A 20,626-nucleotide genomic window follows, 5' to 3' on the forward strand; every position below is an offset into this window, starting at 1 on the left:
CGCAAGGCCTTTGACTGCCATGGCTATGGTGTTCCACGGCGGGGCATTTGTTGGTAGCCTGCCGCACCGACAGACAGCAATCGGGGGGCCACCGAATGACGCGCGCGAATCCCGCATCTCCCGCACGACGTAACGAAGGGTGGAGACATGTCGCGCGGGCCTTGGCAACGGCAAGCGCCGTTGTGCTGCTCGCCGGCTGCGAGGACAAGAACACGTTCGTGGCCCCACCGCCGCCCAAGGTGGACGTGGCAACGCCCGTGCAGCGCGCCGTAACGCGCTATATCGAGGCGACCGGCAACACCGCCCCGATCAAGAGCGTCGATCTCGTCGCGCGCGTGCAAGGTTTTCTGCAATCGATCGACTATCAAGACGGCACCTTCGTCAAGCAGGGCACCCAGCTCTTCACCATCGAGCCGGAGACCTACAAGCTCAAGCTCGAGCAGGCGCAGGCGGCCGAAGCCGGCGCGCAGGCCTCGCTCCGGCAGGCGGAAGCCGACTACAAGCGGCAAGCCGAGCTGGTGCAGCGCCAGGCGGTGTCACAGGCGACACTCGACACCTCAACGTCCAACCGCGACAACGCGCAGGCCAGTCTCCAGCAGGCGCAGGCCAACACCCGAATTGCCGAGGTCAATTACGGCTACACCAAGGTGACCGCGCCGTTCGACGGCGTCGTCAGCGCCCACATGGTCTCGATCGGCGAGCTCGTCGGCGTGTCCTCCCCGACCCAGCTCGCCACCATCGTCGCGATGGACCCGATCTACGTGAACTTCACCGTCAACGAGCAGGACGTACTGCGCATCCGCGCCGAGGCGGCTCGCCGGGGACTGACGCCGGCCGACCTCAAGCAATTTCCGATCCAGCTCGGCCTCCAGACCGAGACCGGCTATCCGCATGAAGGCCATCTCGACTACGTCTCGCCGACCCTCAACCAATCGACGGGCACGCTGGCGGTGCGCGGCCTCGTCCCCAATGACAAGCGGGTGCTATTGCCCGGCTATTTCGTCCGCGTTCGCGTGCCCTTCGATCAGGAGAAGACCGCGCTGCTCGTTCCCGACACCGCGCTCGGGAGCGACCAGGGTGGCCGCTATCTGCTGGTGGTCAACAGCGACAACGTCGTCGAGCATCGCAAGGTGCAGATCGGTCCCGTCGACAATGGCCTACGCGTGATCGAGAGCGGCCTGAAGCCGGAGGACCGCGTGGTCATCGCAGGGTTGCTGCGGGTGATTCCGGGTCAGAAGATCGACCCGCAAACAACGAAGATCGAGCAGCCGCAGGCGTCTGCCAAGTAATATCTGCCAAGTAAGTTCTGCAAGTGAGGGGTCGCCAGCCATGATCTCAAAGTTCTTCATCGAGCGGCCGGTCCTCTCGAACGTAATCGCGCTTCTGATGATCCTGATCGGCGGCGTCGCGCTGTTCAACCTCGCGATTGCGCAATATCCCGACGTGGTGCCGCCGACGGTGCAGGTCACCACCCGCTATCCCGGCGCCAGCGCCAAGACCGTGATCGACACCGTGGCGCTGCCGATCGAGCAGCAGGTCAACGGCGTCGAGGACATGCTCTACATGCAGTCCTACAGCGGCTCCGACGGCACTTATACGCTGACTGTCACATTCAAGATCGGCACTGACCTCAATTTCGCGCAGGTGCTGGTGCAGAACCGCGTCTCCAGCGCGCTGTCGCAACTGCCGCAGGCGGTGCAGAACCAGGGCGTCACCGTGCAGAAGCGGTCGACCTCGATCCTGCTGTTCGTGACCCTGACCTCGCCCGACGCGAAGTACGACAGCCTGTATTTGAGCAACTACGCCACCATCAACATTCGCGACGAGCTCTCGCGCCTGCCCGGCGTCGGCAACGTCACGGTGTTTGGCGCAGGCCAATATTCGATGCGAGTCTGGCTCGATCCGAACAAGCTGCAGGTCCGTGGCCTCGTGCCGCAGGACGTCATCCAGGCGATCCAGCAGCAGAGCCAGCAGGTCTCCGCCGGCCAGGTCGGCGCGCCGCCGACGCCGCCGGGCCAAGCGTTCCAATACACACTCAACGTCAATGGCCGGCTCGACGACACCAGCCAGTTCGAGAATATCATCGTCAAGACGGGCAGCAGCGGCGACGTCACGCGCGTGCGCGACGTCGGCTGGGTCGAATTGGGCGCGCAGACCTATAGCCAGATCTTCTCGCTCAACAAGCAGCCGGCAGTCGGCATCGGCGTATTCCAGTCGCCCGGCGCCAACGCGCTCCAGGTCGAGCAGGCGGTCGAGAAGAAGATGGCGGAACTCGCCAAGCGCTTCCCGGAAGGCATCAAGTACGACACGCCGTTCGACACCACCAAGTTCGTGGAGGCCTCGGTGCACGAGGTCTATATGACGCTGATCGAGGCCGGCTTGCTCGTGCTGGTCGTGATCCTGGTTTTCTTGCAGGATTGGCGCGCGATGCTGGTTCCGGCGACCACCGTGCCGGTGACCATCATCGGCGCATTCGCTGCGATGGCGGCGCTCGGCTTCACCATCAACATGTCGACGCTGTTTGCGATCGTGCTCGCGATCGGCATCGTCGTCGACGACGCCATCGTCGTGGTCGAAGGCGCCGCCCACAACATCGAGCAGGGCATGAACGGCCACGACGCCGCGATCAAGGCGATGGATCAACTGTTCGCGCCGATCGTCGGCATCACCCTGGTGCTGATCTCGGTGTTTCTGCCGGCCTCGTTCCTCGCGGGGCTGACCGGGCGCATCTATTCGCAATTCGCGCTGGTGATCGCCGCGACCGCTCTTCTATCCGCCATCAACGCGGCGACGCTGAAGCCGACGCAGTGTGCGCTCTGGCTGCGGCCGGCGGTGCCGCCGGAACAGCGCAATTTCTTCTACCGCGGCTTCAATGCCGTCTATAACAGGCTCGAACGCGGCTACACCCGCTTGATCGGCTTCCTGGTCAGACACGCCACTGTCTCGGTCGCGGTAGCGCTGGTCCTGATCGGGATCGGCGGCTATGGCCTGTCGCGGGTGCCGACCGGCTTCCTGCCGATCGAGGACCAGGGCTATCTGATCGCGGCCGTGCAGCTGCCCGACGGCGCCGCCCTGGAGCGGACCCAAGCCGTGCTCGACAGAGCCAGCGAGCTGATCAAGGACACGCCCGGCGTCCAGCAGGTCATCACCATCGCCGGCATCTCCGCGCTCGACAACAGCGCCAGCCTCGCCAATACCGGCGTCGCCTACATCATCCTGAAGGATTGGGAGGCGCGCAAAGGACCCGGAGAGGATTTGCGCTCGCTGGTGTACGGGCTCAACGACAAGCTCGCGACTATCATGGAGGCGCGCACCATCGTCTTGCCGCCGCCGCCGATCCAGGGCATCGGCAATGCCGCCGGCTTCTCGATGCAGGTCGAGCTGCGCGACGGCAATAGCGATTTCGCCAAGCTGCAAGCGATCACCGGAGCGATGGTCAGTAACGGCCAGAGTCAGAGCGCGCTGCAGCGCGTGCAGTCCTCTTTCCGCTCCTCGGTGCCGCAATTCAACGTCGAGATCGACCGCGTCAAGACCCAGACGCTGCATGTGACCACCGATCAGGTGTTCTCGGCGCTATCGACCTATCTGGGGTCGTCCTACGTCAACCAGTTCAACAAGTTCGGCCGCGTGTTCCAGGTCTACACCCAGGCCGATCCGGCCTTCCGTGTCACCGAGCGCGACATCGCCAACATGCAGGTCCGCAACTCGAACGGCGACATGATCCCGATCGGCACCGTCGCCAAGATCACGGCGGCCACCGGTCCGTCGCTGATCAGCCTCTACAATCTCTATCCGTCCTCGACCGTGATCGGCCTGCCGGCGCAGGGCTATTCCTCCGGGCAGTCGCTGAAGCTGATGGAGGAGATCGCGGATAAGACGCTGCCGCCGGGCACCGGCTATGAATGGACCGCGATGTCCTACCAGGAGAAGGCGGTCTCTAACCAGATCTACTGGGTGTTCGGCCTCGCCATGCTGCTGGTCTATCTCGTGCTCGCCGGGCAGTATGAGAGCTGGTACGCGCCGATCTCCGTGATCCTCGCCGTGCCGCTGTCGCTGCTCGGGCCGATGCTGATCCTCAGCGGGCTCAAGATCGACAACAACCTCTATTGCCAAATCGGGCTGATCCTGCTGATCGCGCTCTCGGCCAAGAACGCGATCCTGATCGTCGAGGTCGGGCTCGAGCTGCACGGCCGCGACGGCAAGCCGATCCTGGACTCCGCGATCGAGGCCGCGCGCGCCCGCTTCCGTCCGATCCTGATGACGTCGTTCGCCTTCATCCTTGGGGTGGTGCCGCTAGTGCTGGCCACCGGTGCCGGCGCCAGCGCGCGCAAGTCCATCGGCATCACCGTGTTCTCGGGCATGCTGGCCTCGACCTGCCTCGCGGTGTTGTTCGTGCCGGCCTTCTTCGTGGTGGTGCAGCGCTTCGAGAACTGGCGGGCGTCGAAGAAGGTGGTGAAGGTGAAAGCGGCGGCGGAGGTGAAGCCTTAAGCGCCGTTGGGTGCACCGGCGAGGCTCCGGGCTCGCTGCGACCTCTCCCGCTTGCGGGAGAGGTCGACGCGCGGAGCGCGGCGGGTGAGCGCTCTCTCCTCTTGGGGAGTGTCCCGATGAGGAGACACCCTCTCCCCGACCCTCTCCCGCAAGCGGGAGAGGGAGCGCACCGTCGGCGCGGCTCCAGTCCACCCCACTAAGCCTTCTCCGCCGGCGGCCGCTGCGCCTCGCCGCTCGACACCAGCAGCACCGAGGCCTTCGACTGCCTCAGCACGGCGGCGGCGACGCCGCCGAAGGAGAGATGATTGGCCTCGATCCGGTCGACGCCCATGACCACGAGGTCGACGTCGGTGGTGTCGATCTCGCGCAGGATCGCCGCCTCCGGCGCCCGGTTCACGCGCAGCGTCGTGGTGATGTCGACCTCGTAGCGGGCGGCGAGATCGCTGGTGTCCTTGAGGATGCCGGTCTCCTGGCTCAATCCGCGGGAGGTGCCCCGCTGCGCGCCCTTGTCGCGCGTCGTCGCCACATAGATCACGCGGAGCGAGCCTGAGCCGGCCTGCGCCAGCGCCACCGCGACCTCGGCGCCGCGCTTGGAGATGCCGCTGCCGGAAACCGGAACGAGGATGTTGAGGGCGTCGGGTATCGGCTGCTTCAGGTGCTTGCCCTTGGCCGCCACGATCGCGAGCGGCCCCTCGAACTCGGCGGCGATGTCCTCGATCTTCCGATTGAAGCGATCCTTGGCGGCAGCGACCTTGTCGATGCCGACGACGAGGAGATCAAAGCCCTTGCGTGCTTCGTCGGCAATGGTTTCGGCCAGCTCTGCGCGCCTGGCCCGGGTAACGACATCGACGCTGCCGGCATTCCCGTCACCACTGGCGGAGACGGTTTCGGCGGCCTTCTTCACCACGGCTTCGTGGCTCTCGTCCTCGCCCTTGTCCTTTTCCTTGGCGCGCTCGCCGATGTGCAGAACGGTGATCGGCAGGCCGCGCATGCCGGCGATCAGGCCCGCGACGTGGGCGGCGAAGGTGGCGTTGACGCTGTCGTCGACAGCGAGCAAAGGACGTTCGAGATTGGCGATGAAGCCGCGTCTCTCGAATTCTTCCCGCTCCAGCCGCTCCCTCTCCTCTTGGTTCATCGGCAGCTTTGCCAGCGCCGCGCGCAGCATCGGCGGCATCGCCATCGTGGTCAAGATCGCCATGGTCACGATCATCGTGAACAGGTTCTGGCTGAGCACGCCGATGGAGAGGCCGATGGTCGCGATGATGACCTCGGTCGAGCCGCGCGCGTTCATGCCGCTGGCGAGCGCCAGCGATTCCCTCGCATTCAACCCGCCCACGGTGCCGCCGACGAACGCGCCGCCGAACTTGCCGACGCTGGCGATCACGACCAGCAGGCCGGTGAGCATCAGCAGATTGGGGTCGCGAAGCACCGAGAGATCGGCGCTGAGCCCGGCGAGGCCGAAGAACACCGGCATGAAGAAGCTCGAGATCAGGCCGCGCAGGCGCTCGTCGATCTGCCGGGTCAGGATCGGGGACTCCCCGACCAGGATGCCGGCGACGAAGGCACCCAACACGGTGTGCACCCCGATCAGATGCGTGATCATTGCCATGACGCTCATCAACAGCAGGATCACCGTGATGACCGCGGCTGCGCTGACGAGATTGTCGTTGGCCCAACGGATCAGTTGGAACACCAGGCGGCGGCCGATGGTGAAGCTGACGGCCAGGAAGGCGAGCGTCCCCAGCACGGCTTTCGCCACGGAGCCGAAGTCAAGCGTGCCGTGCGAGGCCAGGCTGAAGATGACGGCGATAATGATCCAGCCGATGGTGTCGTCGATGACGGCGGTCGCGACGATGATCTGCCCGACATTGCGGCGCATGAAATTCATCTCGCGCACGACCACGGCGACGATCTTCACAGACGAGATCGACAGCGCCGTGCCCATGAACAGCGAGGCCACGAGGCGCGCTTGCGGATCGGGCAGCAGCGCATCGGGGAGGAATTCGCCGAGCGCAAAGCCGCAGGCGAAGGGCACGAGGATGCCGGCAATCGAGATCGCGATCGCCGCCCTGCCGACCTTCCGGACCAGCTTGAGGTCGGTCTCCATGCCGGTCAGCAGCAGCAGCAGCAGAATGCCGAACTGGGCGATGCCGTCGATCATCGCCTTCTGTTCGGGCGTCTTGGGAAAGATCGCGTGCTGGGCCTCGGGCCAGATCCAGCCGAACAGCGACGGCCCCAGGATGATGCCGGCGAGCAGTTCGCCGATCACCGAGGGCTGGCCGATGCGCTGCATGAGCTCGCCGAGACCGCGGCCGACCGCGATCAGCAACACGATCTGCGCCACCAGGAGGAATTCGGACGGGCCGGCCGATTTGCCGCCCTCGGCACTCGCCGCAATGGTGGTGAGGACAAGCGCCGCGGGGACAAGGCCGACCGGTCGGAGCAGGCTCCACTGCATGCAGGTGTCATTCCCCCTTCATCTGTCCGGCGCAGCGCCGGGGCGAGAGGGGTAGAACCCGCAGGAGGCGGAGCGGGTTCCGCGCGCGCGGCGGAGTCAAAAAACGAAAAGTGCGAAAACAACCCCATGCACAGTAGAGATGGAGTTGAGAAACCTCACGAAATCTCGATTTTACCGAAACGGCTTGCTACGTCGGGCAAAACACTGGCAGAATGGCATCGTAGCTGGCATGGGCCGGGTGCCTCCTCATCTTCCGTCATTGCGAGGAGCTCTTGCGACGAAGCAATCCAGAGTCCCTCTGCGGCAAGATTCTGGATTGCTTCGCTTCGCTCGCAAAATGACGATGTGGAGAGAGTCCCCGCCTTAGGCCCGTTCGTGCCGCGGACGCAGCGCGTAGCCGGGATGAAGCGCAGCGAAATCCGGGTTCTAGCCGCGCGGTGAAACGCCTCGGATTGCGCTTCGCTCGATCCGGGCTACGGGACGGAGCCACGCGGCGCGAGTCGGCTACCTCACGCCGCCTGCGATGTCCGGATCTCGCGCGGCAGGATTAGCGCGGCGGCGATCGCCAGCAGGCAGAGGGCGGCGAAGGCGTGCAGCATGGTGACGAAGCCGCCCTGCTCGTAGAGCCAGGCGACCAAGCCGACCGAGGCGCCGGCCGCGGTGAAGCCGACGAAATAGCGCACCGCATAGGCGCGCGAGCGCCACTCCTCCGTCGTGTATTTGCCGACCATGGCATCGTTCACCGTGACCTGCCCGAACGCGCCCATGACGATGCCGATCGAGACCACGATCAGCGGCAGATTGGACATGCTGGCGGCCAGATACAGGAATGGCGCCAGCATGAAGGACAGCGGCAGCGCCACCGTCTTCAGCGAATAGCGGTCGAGCAGCCGCCCGATCGTATACTGCGTCATCGCGCCGAACACGTAGACGCCGGCCGCGATGACACCGAGCAGCGCCGGGCTCTTGGTCAGGTCCGAGAGCCGCTCGGCAAACAGCTTTGGCAGCGCCACCGTAACGGCGTTGAAGGTCGTCGAGATCGCGATCACCACGATCAGCAGCGCCAGGATCACGCGCCACATGTCCTGCTTGGCGACGCGCGCCTGCGCCGCCGCCTGCTTGGCACCCTTGCGGTCCTCATGCACGACCGTCAGCGCAAAGGCGATGCCGATCAGGATGGTGACGACGCCGGGAACGATGAAGGCGAAGCGCCAGCCGAGATATTGGCCGATCACGCCGGTGACCAGCGCTGAGGAGGCAACGCCGAGATTGCCCCAGACGCCGTTGAGCCCCATCTCGCGGCCGAGCTTATCGGCATAGGACACGATCATCGCGGTGCCGACAGGATGATAGATCGAGGCAAAAATGCCGATCGCGAGCAGTGCCGCGCCGAGCTGCGCCGGGCTCGTCGCGAAGCCGACCGCGATCATGGACGCGCCGATGCCGACGAAGAAGATCAGCATCATGTGGCGGCGGCTCCAGCGGTCGCCAAGCCAGCCGGTGAGCAGCGAGCCTGCACCGAAGGCGACGAAGCCCGGCGTCGCATAGGGCAGAAGTTCCGAATAGGCCATGCCGAGCGCCGGCCCCATGATGATCACGGCGGCGGCAAAGATCAGCATCGCATAATGGTCGATGAAATGGCCGGCATTGACGAAACTGATGACCCGGCTGGGGTTGTTCATACGAATCCTCTCCTGCACCGAAATCAGTTATATGTCGGGCGAATGATGGGATGCCGCCAATGAGTGTCGTCGAAACGCCAATCCTCCGGGAGGTCCGGGGCAACCGCCGCTCGACCGCGGGCGTGCACCTGGTCGCGCGCGACTATCCCAAAGGCTTGCGGCTCGATCCGCATCTGCACCGCGAGGCGCAGCTGGTCTATGCCGCCAAGGGCACCATGCAGGTGACGACGCCCGGCGGGCGCTGGCTGGTGCCGCCGGACCGCGCGGTCTGGGTCCCGGCCGGGCTCGAGCATGCCATCGACCTGCTCGCCGACATCGAGATGCGCACGCTGTATTTCGACCTGCCCTGGCTCAAGCGCGAGCAGCGTTACGAGGGACTGACCAAGGAGTTCGTGGTGCGGGTGTCGCCGCTGCTGCACCAGGCGATCCTGGCGCTGTTCGACGCCCGCAACACCGAGGCGCGAACCGAACTGCTGGTTCGCCTCGTGATGCTGGAATTGCACCAGGCCGAGGATTCCGCGACCTTCGTGCCGTTGCCGCGCGAAGTGCGATGCCGCCGCGCCGCGATGATCGTGCTCGACGATCCCACCGGCCTGCACGACATCGACACGCTGGCGCGCGAGGTCGGAACCTCCGCGCGCACGCTGTCGCGGCTGTTCTCGACGGAAACGCAGCTCAGCTTCAAGAGCTGGTGCCAGCGTGCCCGCATCGCCGCGGCGATCCAGCTTCTGTCGACCGATGCCACCGTATCGGTGAAGCAGCTCGCCACATCGCTCGGTTATGCCAGCGTGCCGGCGTTCTCGGCCGCGTTCCGGCAGGTGACGGGGCGCACACCGACGGAATTTGCGGGGAAGGGGTAAGGCGGCCGTACCCTCCGAACCCGTCATTGCGAGGAGCCCTTGCGACGAAGCAATCCAGACTTTCTCGGCGGAGGGACTCTGGATTGCTTCGCTGCGCTCGCAATGACGGTGTTTGAGGGAGCTTCGTTCTTCTCCAAATGTCACCGGATGCCCGCTCCCACCGGGCATGCCGCCATTCTCCCAACGCAGTGCCCGACGAAAGATGCCGCATTCCCCTGCTTGATTGTGATCGGCTTCGGCCTAAATCCGATGTAAGCTCCCGCATCGCACAAACCTGACACGAAAGCCCAGATGGCCAACGCCTTCTTCTCCGACCTGCTCGCCACCATCTCCGAGCGCGGCCGCACGCTGCTTCGCCGCAGCGACGGCTTGAACACCAGACGCGATGCCGCCGGGCTGATCGCGCTTTGCGACGCGCTGCTCTCGGGCCGCGGCGAAGCCTCGGGCACCGCGATGGCGCGCGAGGTGCTCGACCTCTACCGGGAATTGGATGCGGCCGGACGCCGTGCCTTCTTCGAGGCGCTGGTGCGCGATTTCGGCCCGGATCGGGAACGGCTGTCCAGGGCGATCGAGAAATGGCGTGCCCAGCCCACCGATGAGGACGCGAGCTCGCTGCATTTCGCTTCCGAGCCGCGGCGGCAGGAGCTGATCCGCCGCCTCAACCGCGCGCCGGGCGGCACCGGCGATCTCGTCAGCATGCGGGCCGACCTGCTCGGCATGATGAACGGGCACACCGATCTCGCCGCGCTCGACCGCGACGTCTCGCATCTTCTCTCTTCGTGGTTCAACAGGGGGTTTCTCGTGCTGCGCAGGATCGACTGGTCGACCCCGGCCAACATCCTCGAAAAGATCATCCGTTACGAAGCCGTGCATGAGATCTCCGATTGGGACGATCTGCGCCGCCGCATCGATCCGGTCGACCGCCGCTGCTACGCCTTCTTTCACCCCGCGATGGTCGACGAACCCCTGATCTTCGTCGAGGTGGCGCTGACCGAGACCATTCCGGGGGCAATCGCGCCATTGCTTGCGGTCGATCGCCAGCACCTGCCGATCGAGCGCGCGCGCACCGCGGTGTTCTATTCGATCTCCAACACCCAGCGCGGCCTGGGCGGCATTTCCTTCGGCAGCTTCCTGATCAAGCAGGTGGTGGAGGAGCTGCGCCGCGAGCTGCCGAAGCTCGACACTTTCGTGACGCTGTCGCCGGTGCCGGGCTTCATGCCATGGGTGAAGCAGGACAAGGAGCTGCCGCTATCGGACGAGGACCGTGAGATGTTGAAGCGTCTCGACGATCCCAAATGGTTCGAGAACCCTGAGACGACCACGCTGCTCCGCAGCGTTCTGGAACCGCTCGCGGCGCACTATTTCCTGAAGGCGCGCACGCCGAAGGGCAAGCTGATCGATTCCGTCGCCCGCTTCCATCTCGGCAATGGCGCCAGGCTCGAGCGCATCAACTGGTTAGGGGACCTCTCGCCCAAGGGCGTGCGCGAGTCCGCCGGCGTCATGGTCAACTATCTCTACCGCCTCGACGACATCGAGAAGAACCACGAAGCCTACGCCAACGACGGCGAGGTCGTGGCGTCGAGCGCGGTGAAGAAGCTGCTGAAGGGCGAAGGACGAAGGCTGCTGGATATGCGGTTGTCGTAGGGGGGCGCTTGCTCGCGCCACACCGTCATTGCGAGGAGCTCTTGCGACGAGGCAATCCAGACTGCCTCCGCAGAGAGACTCTGGATTGCTTCGTTTCGCTCGCAATGACGGAGTGCGTTGCAGCAACTCGCCTATCCCGACCTGCCATTCGCGGAGGACCAAGGCGTCCGCGTGGCTCTCGCTCTCTCCACCGTCATTGCGAGGAGCCCTTGCGACGAAGCAATCCAGACTTCCTCCGCAGAGAGACTCTGGATTGCTTCGCTTCGCTCGCAATGACGGAGTGCGTTGCAGCAACTCGCCTATCCCGACCTGCCGTTCGCGGAGGACCAAGGCGTCCGCGTGGCTTTCGCTCTCTCCACTGTCATTGCGAGGAGCCCTTGCGACGAAGCAATCCAGACCGCTGCCGCGGAACGATTCTGGATTGCTTCGCTGGCGCTCGCAATGACAGGGTGCGTGGCGACTGTCTCGCCCAGCCGCCCCCCTGCAGTCAGATCAGCGTCTCGTACAAATCCATCCAGTCTGGATTAGCGCTCTCGATCAGCGCGAGCTTCTTGGCCCGGCTACCGCCCTTGATCTGCTTCTCGCGTGCTATCGCGTCGGTCATGGTCGCGTGCAGCTCGTACCAGACGAGGAGCTTGCAACCGTACTTAGACGAGAACCCCTTCACCAGACCCTCGCGATGCTCGAACGCACGACGCGGCGGATTCGAGGTGACGCCCGTGTAGATCGTCCCGTTGCGCCGACTGGCGAACATGTAGACGCAGGGCTGCTTCATGACCACCCTCTTTTGCGAGAGAAGGCTATCACAACCAAGAGGCGATTGCGAGCACAGGCTGCGAGTGGCGCGACAAAGCGCACGCTGTCACCACCTCGTCATTGCAAGGAGCGAACCGACGAAGCAATTCAGACTGCTTCCGCCGAAGGATTCTGGATTGCTTCGCTGCGCTCGCAACGACGGAGATTGTAGCGCGGCCGTCGCGCCTCAACCCAACACTACTCCGCCAGCGCCTTCATCTCCTTGTAGAGGTCCGACTTGCCTTCGAAGCCGATGCCGGGGAGGTCGGGCATGGTGATGTGGCCGTTCTCGACGCGGACGCCGGCCGGGAAACCGCCGTAAGGCTGGAACAGGTCGGGGTAGCTTTCGTTGCCGCCGAGGCCCAAGCCGGCCGCGATGTTGAGCGACATCTGGTGGCCGCCATGCGGGATGCAGCGGCTGGGGGACCAGCCGTAGGTCTTCAGCACCTCCAACGTGCGCTGGTATTCGCACAGGCCATAGGACAGCGCGCAGTCGAATTGCAGCCAATCGCGGTCGGGGCGCATGCCGCCGTAACGGATCAGGTTGCGGGCGTCCTGATGGCTGAACAGGTTTTCGCCGGTCGCCATCGGGCCCGGGTAGAACTCGGCGAGCGCGGCTTGCAGCGCGTAGTCGAGGGGATCGCCGACCTCCTCGTACCAGAACAAGGGATAATCGCGCAGCATTTTTGCGTAGGCGATGCCGGTCTCGAGGTTGAAGCGGCCGTTGGCGTCGACGGCGAGCTGCGCGTCCCTGCCGATCTCCTTCAGCACCGCCTCGATGCGGCTGCGGTCCTCCTCGATCGCCGCGCCGCCGATCTTCATCTTCACGACGTTGTAGCCGCGATCGAGATAGCCGCGCATCTCGCCACGGAGCATCGACAGATCCTTGCCGGGATAATAATAGCCGCCGGCGGCATAGACGAAGACGCGCGGATTGGCGGTCACGCCGTGACGCTCGGCAAGCAGGCGAAACAGCGGCTTGTCGGCGATCTTCGCCACCGCGTCCCACACCGCCATGTCGATGGTGCCGACCGCGACCGAGCGCTCGCCATGGCCGCCCGGCTTCTCGTTGGTCATCATCGCGGCCCAGACCTTATCGGGGTCGAGATTGTCGCCCGCGGCATCGAGCAGCGACTTCGGATCGGCTTCGAGAATGCGCGAGGCAAAGCGCTCGCGGATCAGGCCGCCCTGCCCGTAGCGGCCGTTGGAGTTGAAGCCGTAGCCGACGACGCGTTTTCCCTCGCGCACGACGTCGGTGACGACGGCAACCAAGCTCGTCGTCATCTTGGTAAAGTCGATATAGGCGTTGCGGATCGGCGAGGAGATCGGTTTTGTGATCTCGCGGACGTCGACGATGCGGACGGACATGGGGGTCTTCCTGGCTGGATCTCTCCGCTCGTCATGGTCGGGCTTGACCCGGCCATCCACGTCTTTGCCACGGAGCAAGTTCGAAAATGTGGATGCCCGGGTCAAGCCCGGGCATGACGACAGAGTGTGGGGCGAACGGCGTGCTTACTTCTTATCCCGGAAGTACGGCTCGACCGGCCCGTGCACCTTGATGGTCAGCGGGTTGCCATAGCGATCCTTGGCGTTGCCGGCGGCGACGCGGACCCAGCCTTCACTGATGCAGTATTCCTCGACATTGGTTTTCTCGATGCCCTTGAAGCGGATGCCGACATCGCGCGCCAGGATGTCCGCGTTGTAATAGGGGCTGTTCGGATCGACCGACAGGCGGTCTGGAAATTCGTCGCTCATGATTGTCTCGCTCACAACAGTGTTTCGATTTGATTCCGCAATCCTTCGGGCCGCGCGGTCGGCGCGTAGCGCGCGACCACCTTGCCGGCACGATCCACCAGGAATTTGGTGAAATTCCATTTGATGGAGGCGCCGAGAAGTCCGGATTGCTGCCGTTTCAGGTACTCATACAGAGGGTGCGCATTGGCGCCGTTGACGTCGATCTTCTCGAATAGCGGGAAGGTGACATCGTAGTGGGTCGAACAGAATTCCTGGATCTCGCTCGCCTGTCCCGGCTCCTGCGCGCCGAACTGGTTACAGGGAAAGCCGAGCACCGAAAAGCCGCGCGGCGACAGATCGCGATAGAGATCCTCCAGACCGCGATATTGCGGCGTGAAGCCGCATTTGCTCGCGGTGTTGACGATCAAGAGCACCTGCCCCTCGAAGCGGCGCATCGGCACCTCCTCGCCGGCAAGCGAGTTGGCCTTGAAGTCATAGATGGCAGTCATCGCTAGCCCACGGGATCGATCGGCGACGGCGGCACGCCGCCGGCCTCGATCGCCTCGCCCGCGAGCAGGCACAGATCCTCGCGATAGCGGCCGGAGACGATGTGTACGCCGACCGGCGCCTTGCCGACGAGACCGGTGGAGACCACGAGGCCTGGCAGGCCCATGAAGGGAATCGCGATCTGTGGCAGCTGCGCTTCCCAGACGCGCTTGAAGGATTCATCGCCCTTGCGGTCGAGATGATCGGGGAACGGCAGCTCGCCAGAGACCGGCGTCAGCAGCACCGCATATTGTTCGAAGAACAGCATCCATTCGCGGGTCAACGTGGCTCTTCGGGTCAGCGCCTTCGCGTAATTCGCCTGGTCCATTGGTGTTACCCTGCTGCGGTTGCCGCGCAGGCACGCCAGCGCGCCGGGATCGCCCTCGCGCTCGGCCATCTCAAGCTGCGCCTCATAGCCATCGCCGAGCCAGAGCTTGATCTGCCACTCGACCGCTTCGCGCATCGGCGGCGTGTCCTCGATGATGTCGACGGTCCAGCCCGCGCGCTCCAGTCGCTTGCCGGCATCGCTCACCGCGGCCTTCACCTCCGGCGCGGTAGCAAGGCCGCCCGGATTGAGGCAGAGCGCGGCGCGCTTCGGCCTGGCCGGGCCTTCCAGCGGCACCGGCACGAACCAGGGATCACGGACGTCGCGGGCCGACATCGCGGCGAGTGAAATTCGCAAGTCGTTGACGGTGCGCGCCAGGGGGCCGGACACGGCCATGATCTGCGGCCCGATCGGGCGCTCCGGCAGCGCCGGATTGAAAGCGGGAATGCGGCCGAGCGTCGGCCGCAGGCCGTGCACGCCGCAGGCATAGGCGGGATAGCGGATCGAGCCGGCAATGTCGGTGCCGTGGGCGATGTGGCCGATGCCGGCTGCAACCGCCGAGCCGGCGCCGCCGGAGGATCCGCCTGGAGTCAGCGAGGCATCGCGGGGGTTCTTGGTGTCGCCATGGATCAGATTGGTGGTGAACCAGCGATAGGAGAAGGCGGGGCAATTGGTGCGGCCGAGCAGGATGGCGCCCGATTTCCGGAAATTGGCGACCACCGGATTGTCCTCGCGCGCGATCACGTCGCGCTGGAGCTTTAAGCCGTTGGTGGTGGCAAAGCCCTCCTGGTCGACATTGGCCTTGATGGTGACGGGCACACCGGCGAGAACACCGGGGTCCTCGCCCCGCGCAATGGCGGCATCGACGGCGTCAGCCTGCTTGATCACGTCGTCCGGGCGGTGGTCGATCACCGCATTGAGCGCGGGATTGACGGCGTCCAGGCGGGCGAGACCAGCTTGAGCTGCCTCCCTGGCGGACACCTTTTTGGACTTGACGAGAGTGGCGAGGTCGGCGGCCGACAGGCGCCAGAGATCTTGCATGACATGCTCCGTATGACCGGGGTCTTTTAGCGCCGGGAAGGCGGCAAAGCCATGCGGATTTCGCAGGGATGAAGGCCGGGTGCTAGTGCGGATTGGATTGGCCGACCGGGCTGCTCGCGAGCGTCTAATGCCGCGTCGCGGACTGGTCGGGTATGTCCAGCAGCGCCTCGGTGAAGGGAAACTCCAGCACGATTTCCCCGTCGTCGTCGGTCACCTCGATGACGGCCTCGAGCAGGGCCGGCTGGGCGCCCTCCGACTTCACCACCTCCAGGATCATCTGGCGCGCGACCTCCCAGGCGCGATCGGGATTGCGCAGATCCTCGCCGTCGGGATCCACGATCAACTCGTCGCCGATACGGGTGTTGAAGAAATATCTGGGCATTACCGAGTTCCAGTTTGGGTCGCCGGTACCGGATTGAAAGCTGCACTGCACTCACAACCGCTTTATCAGGACAGGGTTCGCGACCGAATGCGCCATGCGCAAGGCAGGGTCATCAGAAGTGACGTTCCCCGACATTTTTCGCGATGCAACATGGGCTTCTCGGGAAAATTTCACTGGCGAACTTTTGCGCCCGCATTACTTTACCAGCGGGCGGATACGTCCGATTTCGCGAAAATGGAGAGCCAAAATGGCCTGGAAAGCCCCGAAAATCGTCGAAGTGCCCTGTGGCATGGAAATCAACATGTATGTGAGCGCCACCCGCAAGTAAGCGGTAGGCGATTGCGTTCAGCGCAGGTGGATCTTTCGGTCACAATAGGTTGCCGGAAGACACGATGTGTGTCGGCGTTCGGTGTCGACCCGAGATCCACCTCGCAGCGTTCCCTCCAGGAGACGGATCATGCTTCGCGTCGTCGTCCTGGGCGCCGCAGCCGGCGGCGGAGTGCCGCAATGGAATTGCGGCTGCGAGGGCTGCCGAGCAGCCCGTGCCAGCGGCCATGAGCTTCAGCGAACCCAGGCGTCGGTCGCCTTCAGCGGCGACGGCGAGCACTGGTTCCTGATCAACGCCTCCCCCGACCTCCGCCAGCAATTGAACGCCACGCCGCAGCTGCACCCGAGGGCGGGCGCGCTGCGCCATACGCCGATTGCGGGCGTGATCCTCACCAACGGCGAAGTGGACGCGGTCGCAGGCCTGCTGTCGATGCGCGAGGGCTCGCCTTTCACGGTCTATGCGCATGAGAAGGTGTTGGCGATCCTGAAAGCCAACAGCATCTTCAACGTGCTGAACGAGAAGAACGTGCGGCGCCAATCGATCGGAATCGGCGAGCCGTTCGAGCCGCGGCTGCCTGACGGCGCGCGCTCGGGGATCGAGGTGCTGCCGTTTGCGGTATCAGGCAAATCGGCCTGGTATCTGGAAGGCAAGGCGCATCCCGGCGGGGCGACCGGCGACGGCGACACGCTGGGCCTCAAGGTCACGGACAAGACAACCGGCAAGTGCTTCTATTTCATCGCCGCCTGCGCCGAGGTGACCGACGCGCTCAAGGGCGAGATCGACGGCGCAGCGCTGGTGTTCTTCGACGGCACGGTATGGCGCGACGACGAGATGATCAGGGCCGGGCTCGGCCACAAGACCGGCAAGAGCATGGGCCATGTCGCGATGTCCGGCGACGACGGCGCGATCGCGCGGCTTGCCGATCTCGCTATCGACAGGAAGATATTTCTGCATATCAATAACTCGAACCCGGCACTGCTGCCCGCTTCACCCGAGCGGAAAGCCACTGAACAAGCGGGCTGGCAAATACCCGCTGACGGAACGGAGATCGTGCTGTGAATGCCGCGTCACTGACAGGAATGACCGCGCTCTCGATCGGCAAGGACATCAAGCTCAACTCGGCCGAGGAGCTCGAGGCGACGTTGCGCCATATCGGGGCGACGCGCTATCACAGCCTGCATCCGTTCCATAAGCTCTTGCACGGCGGCAAGCTGAACAAGGGCCAGGTGCAGGCCTGGGCGCTCAACCGCTACTATTACCAGAGCACGATCCCGATCAAGGACGCGGTGGTGATCTCGCGCTTCCGCGACCGCGCCACACGGCTGGAATGGCGCCACCGCATCGAGGACCATGACGGCGATCTCGGTAGCGAGGGCGGCATCGAGCGCTGGCTGAAGCTGACCGAAGGCCTCGGGCTCGACACGACTTACGTGGAATCGACGGAAGGCATCTTGCCGGCGACGCGCTTTGCGGTCGAGGCCTATGTCCATTATTGCCGCGAGAAGAGCCCGCTGGAGGCGATCGCCTCCTCGCTCACCGAGCTGTTCGCGCCCAACCTGCACGAAGAGCGCATCTCCGGAATGCTGGAGCACTACGACTTCGTCAATCCCGATATCATGAGCTACTTCGAGCGGCGCCTGGCGCAGGCGCCGCGCGACGCCGGCTTTGCGCTCGACTACGTCAAGGCGCACGCCAAGACGCCGGAGCAGCGCGCGCAGGTCTGCAATGCGCTGATCTTCAAAACCAATGTGCTGTGGGTGCAGCTCGATGCACTCTATCATGCCTATGTCGAGGGCCACATTCCACCGGGCGCCTTCGTGCCCAAAGCGAGCTGAAGAGGAACTGTAATGGCCGGGCCGCGGAACATCAGCGTCAGCGAGGCAAGCCGCCCCGTGCTGCCGCGGCACGCCAAGCTCAAATATGACGAGACCCGAAAGGTCTGGGTGATCCTAGCACCGGAACGGGTGCTGGCGCCGGACGAGATCGCAGTCGAGGTCTTGCAGCTTTGCGACGGCCAGCGCAATGTCGGCGAGATCGCCGATCGGCTGGCGGCGAAATACGCCGCGCCGCGCGAGGCGATCCTCGCCGACGTCATCGTCATGCTCCAGGATCTCGCCGAGAAGGGCTTTCTCACTGAGGCCCGGGAGAAGACGCCATGAGCGATGTGCTCGGCATTCCTACCATCCCGCCAGACGCCAGCGACAGCCTCGCGGTGCTGGAGAAGCAGCGCTCGACGGCGGAGACGTTTGGCATTCCGCTCGCGGTGCTGCTCGAGATCACCCATCGCTGTCCGCTGCAATGCCCCTATTGTTCCAATCCGGTCGAGCTCGACCGCGCGGGCAAGGAGCTGACCACGGATGAGTGGAAGAAGGTGTTGAGCGAGCTCGCCGAGATCGGCGTGCTCCAGGTCCACTTCTCTGGCGGCGAGCCGACGGCGCGGAAGGACCTGGTCGAACTGGTCAAGCACGCGAGCGATGTCGGGCTCTACACCAACCTGATCACCTCGGCCGTGCTGTTGACGCGCGAGCGGCTGAGCGATCTCGCGGATGCCGGGCTCTGCCATGTACAGATCAGTTTTCAGGGCGTGGAGGAAGGCCTCGCGGATCGAGTCGCCGGCTACAGGAATGGCCACCGCAAGAAGCTGGAAGTGGCGAAGTGGACGCGTGAGCTCGATTTGCCGCTCACCGTGAACGCGGTCATGCACCGGCAGAACCTGCATCAGCTCCCCGACATCATTCAGATGGCGGTCGATCTCGATGCCGACCGGCTCGAGGTCGCCAACGTGCAATATTACGGCTGGGCGCTGAAGAATCGCGCCGCCTTGATGCCGACGGTGGCGCAGCTCGACGAGTGCACTGAAATCGTCGAGGAGGCGCGCGAGCGGCTCAAGGGCCGGCTTACGATCGACTACGTCGTTCCCGACTATTACGCGCTGCGGCCGAAGAAGTGCATGGGCGGCTGGGGCCGGCAGTTCTTCAACATCTCGCCCGCCGGCAAGGTGCTGCCGTGCCACGCCGCCGAGAGCATCACCGGGCTCGAGTTCGAATCCGTGCGTTCCAATCACTCGATCGCCTGGATCTGGCAGAACTCCGACGCCTTCAACCGCTATCGCGGCACCGGCTGGATGAAGGAGCCGTGCAAGAGTTGCGAATTCCGCGAGATCGATTTCGGCGGCTGCCGCTGCCAGGCCTTCGCGCTGACTGGCGACGCCGCCAACACCGACCCGGCCTGCGCGCTGTCGCCGCTGCACGAAACCATCTTCAAGCAGGCCGAGCGCGAGGCCGAGGGCGAGACCAACCGCTTCCTCTATCGCAACTTCGCCGGCGGCACTCTGGAATCCGAGAATGGGACCTGACGCCGACGCGGCCGCATCCGCCAGACGCGCCGATCCCTTTGCGCCGCTGACGTCCGACATGCTCGATGTCGGCGAGGGTCACGAGCTCTATGTCGAGAGCGTCGGTCGCGCGGACGGCATTCCCGCGGTCTATCTGCATGGCGGACCCGGCAGCGGCTGCCAGCCCGATCATCGCCGCCTGTTCGATCCCGACCGCTTCTGCGCGGTATTGCACGACCAGCGCGGCTGCGGCCGCAGCCGGCCGAAGGGATCGCGCGAGCACAACACGACGGCGCACCTCATCGCCGACATCGAGAAAATCCGAGAGAAGTTCGGCTTCGACCGCTGGATCGTGGTCGGCGGCTCCTGGGGCGCGACGCTGGCGCTGGCGTATGCAGAGGCGCATCCCGAGCGCGTCTCTGGCATCGCGCTGCGCGCGACGTTCCTCGGCACGCGGGCAGAGGTCGAAGCGGCGTTCACGTCGCGCCTGTCGCAGTTCCATCCTGCGCTCTACGAGGATTTTCTTGGCGTGCTGCCGCTCGAAGAGCGCGCGCGGCCGGTGGAGGCCTATTGGCGCCGCATCCTTGATGCTGATCCCGCCGTGCACGGTCCGGCCGCGCGGGCTTGGCACGACACCGAGCGCACCTTGTCCGAGCACAAGCCCGCAAAGACGCGGCTCGATCTCGCATCGCTGAACGTGTGGCGCACGCTGCCCGCGACCCCATTCATGGAGGCGCATTATTTCGTCAGCGACAGCTTCATGACCGAGAGCCAGCTGTTGCGCAATGCGGGGCGGCTCAAAGGCATCCTTGGCATCATCGTCCAGGGCCGCTACGATCTGTTGTGCCCGCCCGAGACGTCGCAGGCGCTCGCGAAAGTTTGGCCGGGTTCCGAGCTTCGCATCGTGGAAGAAGCCGGCCATTCGCTCTATGATGCCGGCGTGAGAGACGCGGTCATGAAGTCGATCGCAGACCTCGCCTCGAAGACCGCGCGATAACAGGATAAGAAA

General features: G+C 64.7%; 18 protein-coding genes. 10 read left to right on the plus strand and 8 right to left on the minus strand.

The features are described 5' to 3' along the window. The first annotated feature begins 95 nt into the window (after positions 1–95). Together IVA91_RS18095 and IVA91_RS18100 are read left to right on the plus strand one after the other, a co-directional pair. Positions 96–1,289 carry an efflux RND transporter periplasmic adaptor subunit gene (locus IVA91_RS18095; RefSeq protein ID WP_247278373.1) on the plus strand — a complete coding sequence of 398 codons (1,194 nt, stop codon included), beginning with the start codon at positions 96–98 and terminating at the stop codon, positions 1,287–1,289. 40 nt (positions 1,290–1,329) lie between these two features. Then, on the plus strand, positions 1,330–4,488 hold the full coding sequence (locus tag IVA91_RS18100; RefSeq protein ID WP_247278372.1) for a multidrug efflux RND transporter permease subunit: 3,159 nt from the start codon (positions 1,330–1,332) through the stop codon (positions 4,486–4,488). A 196-nt stretch (positions 4,489–4,684) separates the two neighbouring features. Here the strand turns inward: IVA91_RS18100 and IVA91_RS18105 are convergent, their stop codons facing one another. Together IVA91_RS18105 and IVA91_RS18110 are read right to left on the minus strand one after the other, a co-directional pair. Then, positions 4,685–6,946, minus strand: a complete 2,262-nt coding sequence (locus IVA91_RS18105; RefSeq protein WP_247278371.1) for a cation:proton antiporter — start codon at positions 6,944–6,946, stop codon at positions 4,685–4,687. Between the two features lie 509 nt (positions 6,947–7,455). After that, positions 7,456–8,628 (minus strand): MFS transporter, encoded by a 1,173-nt coding sequence (locus IVA91_RS18110; RefSeq protein ID WP_247278370.1) that lies wholly within the window; start codon positions 8,626–8,628, stop codon positions 7,456–7,458. Between the two features lie 59 nt (positions 8,629–8,687). Between IVA91_RS18110 and IVA91_RS18115 the strand changes: the two genes are divergently transcribed. Then, positions 8,688–9,488 (plus strand): helix-turn-helix transcriptional regulator, encoded by an 801-nt coding sequence (locus IVA91_RS18115; protein WP_247278369.1) that lies wholly within the window; start codon positions 8,688–8,690, stop codon positions 9,486–9,488. 291 nt (positions 9,489–9,779) lie between these two features. Continuing rightward, positions 9,780–11,132: a malonyl-CoA decarboxylase gene (locus IVA91_RS18120; protein WP_247278368.1), complete on the plus strand. Its 1,353-nt coding sequence runs from the start codon at positions 9,780–9,782 to the stop codon at positions 11,130–11,132. 487 nt (positions 11,133–11,619) lie between these two features. Here IVA91_RS18120 and IVA91_RS18125 read toward each other — a convergent pair whose 3' ends face one another. The 6 genes from IVA91_RS18125 to IVA91_RS18150 all read right to left on the minus strand — a co-directional run bounded on the left by IVA91_RS18125 (position 11,620) and on the right by IVA91_RS18150 (position 15,955). Next, the gene (locus tag IVA91_RS18125; RefSeq protein ID WP_247278367.1) at positions 11,620–11,907 is read right to left on the minus strand and encodes a GIY-YIG nuclease family protein; all 288 of its coding nucleotides are present in this window, start codon (positions 11,905–11,907) and stop codon (positions 11,620–11,622) included. Between the two features lie 218 nt (positions 11,908–12,125). Further along, positions 12,126–13,295 carry a mandelate racemase/muconate lactonizing enzyme family protein gene (tarD, locus tag IVA91_RS18130; RefSeq protein WP_247278366.1) on the minus strand — a complete coding sequence of 390 codons (1,170 nt, stop codon included), beginning with the start codon at positions 13,293–13,295 and terminating at the stop codon, positions 12,126–12,128. 144 nt (positions 13,296–13,439) lie between these two features. Next, on the minus strand, positions 13,440–13,682 hold the full coding sequence (locus IVA91_RS18135; protein ID WP_212431912.1) for a DUF3297 family protein: 243 nt from the start codon (positions 13,680–13,682) through the stop codon (positions 13,440–13,442). Positions 13,683–13,693: 11 nt separating this feature from the next. Beyond that, positions 13,694–14,170, minus strand: a complete 477-nt coding sequence (locus IVA91_RS18140) for a glutathione peroxidase (RefSeq protein WP_247278365.1) — start codon at positions 14,168–14,170, stop codon at positions 13,694–13,696. A gap of 2 nt (positions 14,171–14,172) precedes the next feature. Continuing rightward, positions 14,173–15,573 carry an amidase family protein gene (locus tag IVA91_RS18145; protein ID WP_247278364.1) on the minus strand — a complete coding sequence of 467 codons (1,401 nt, stop codon included), beginning with the start codon at positions 15,571–15,573 and terminating at the stop codon, positions 14,173–14,175. 124 nt (positions 15,574–15,697) lie between these two features. Beyond that, on the minus strand, positions 15,698–15,955 hold the full coding sequence (locus IVA91_RS18150; RefSeq protein ID WP_028177529.1) for a hypothetical protein: 258 nt from the start codon (positions 15,953–15,955) through the stop codon (positions 15,698–15,700). A gap of 247 nt (positions 15,956–16,202) precedes the next feature. Between IVA91_RS18150 and pqqA the strand changes: the two genes are divergently transcribed. The 6 genes from pqqA (at position 16,203) to pip (ending at position 20,614) form a co-directional block, all read left to right on the plus strand. Next, positions 16,203–16,283, plus strand: a complete 81-nt coding sequence (gene pqqA, locus IVA91_RS18155) for a pyrroloquinoline quinone precursor peptide PqqA (protein WP_007595659.1) — start codon at positions 16,203–16,205, stop codon at positions 16,281–16,283. Positions 16,284–16,412: 129 nt separating this feature from the next. Then, positions 16,413–17,342 carry a pyrroloquinoline quinone biosynthesis protein PqqB gene (pqqB, locus tag IVA91_RS18160; protein WP_247278363.1) on the plus strand — a complete coding sequence of 310 codons (930 nt, stop codon included), beginning with the start codon at positions 16,413–16,415 and terminating at the stop codon, positions 17,340–17,342. Further along, positions 17,339–18,118, plus strand: coding sequence for a pyrroloquinoline-quinone synthase PqqC (gene pqqC, locus IVA91_RS18165; RefSeq protein ID WP_247278362.1), 780 nt, complete (start codon positions 17,339–17,341; stop codon positions 18,116–18,118). The genes pqqB and pqqC overlap by 4 nt, the downstream gene beginning before the upstream one ends. A gap of 12 nt (positions 18,119–18,130) precedes the next feature. Further along, a complete protein-coding gene (gene pqqD, locus IVA91_RS18170; protein ID WP_247278361.1) occupies positions 18,131–18,442 on the plus strand; it encodes a pyrroloquinoline quinone biosynthesis peptide chaperone PqqD in 312 nt (103 codons plus the stop codon). Beyond that, positions 18,439–19,638 carry a pyrroloquinoline quinone biosynthesis protein PqqE gene (pqqE, locus tag IVA91_RS18175; protein WP_247278360.1) on the plus strand — a complete coding sequence of 400 codons (1,200 nt, stop codon included), beginning with the start codon at positions 18,439–18,441 and terminating at the stop codon, positions 19,636–19,638. Before pqqD ends, pqqE begins: the two co-directional genes overlap by 4 nt. After that, positions 19,628–20,614: a prolyl aminopeptidase gene (gene pip, locus IVA91_RS18180; protein WP_247278359.1), complete on the plus strand. Its 987-nt coding sequence runs from the start codon at positions 19,628–19,630 to the stop codon at positions 20,612–20,614. Before pqqE ends, pip begins: the two co-directional genes overlap by 11 nt. The last annotated feature ends 12 nt before the right edge of the window (positions 20,615–20,626 follow it).

It is taken from the genome of Bradyrhizobium sp. 153, from assembly GCF_023073835.1.
Taxonomy (GTDB): Bacteria; Pseudomonadota; Alphaproteobacteria; order Rhizobiales; family Xanthobacteraceae; genus Bradyrhizobium.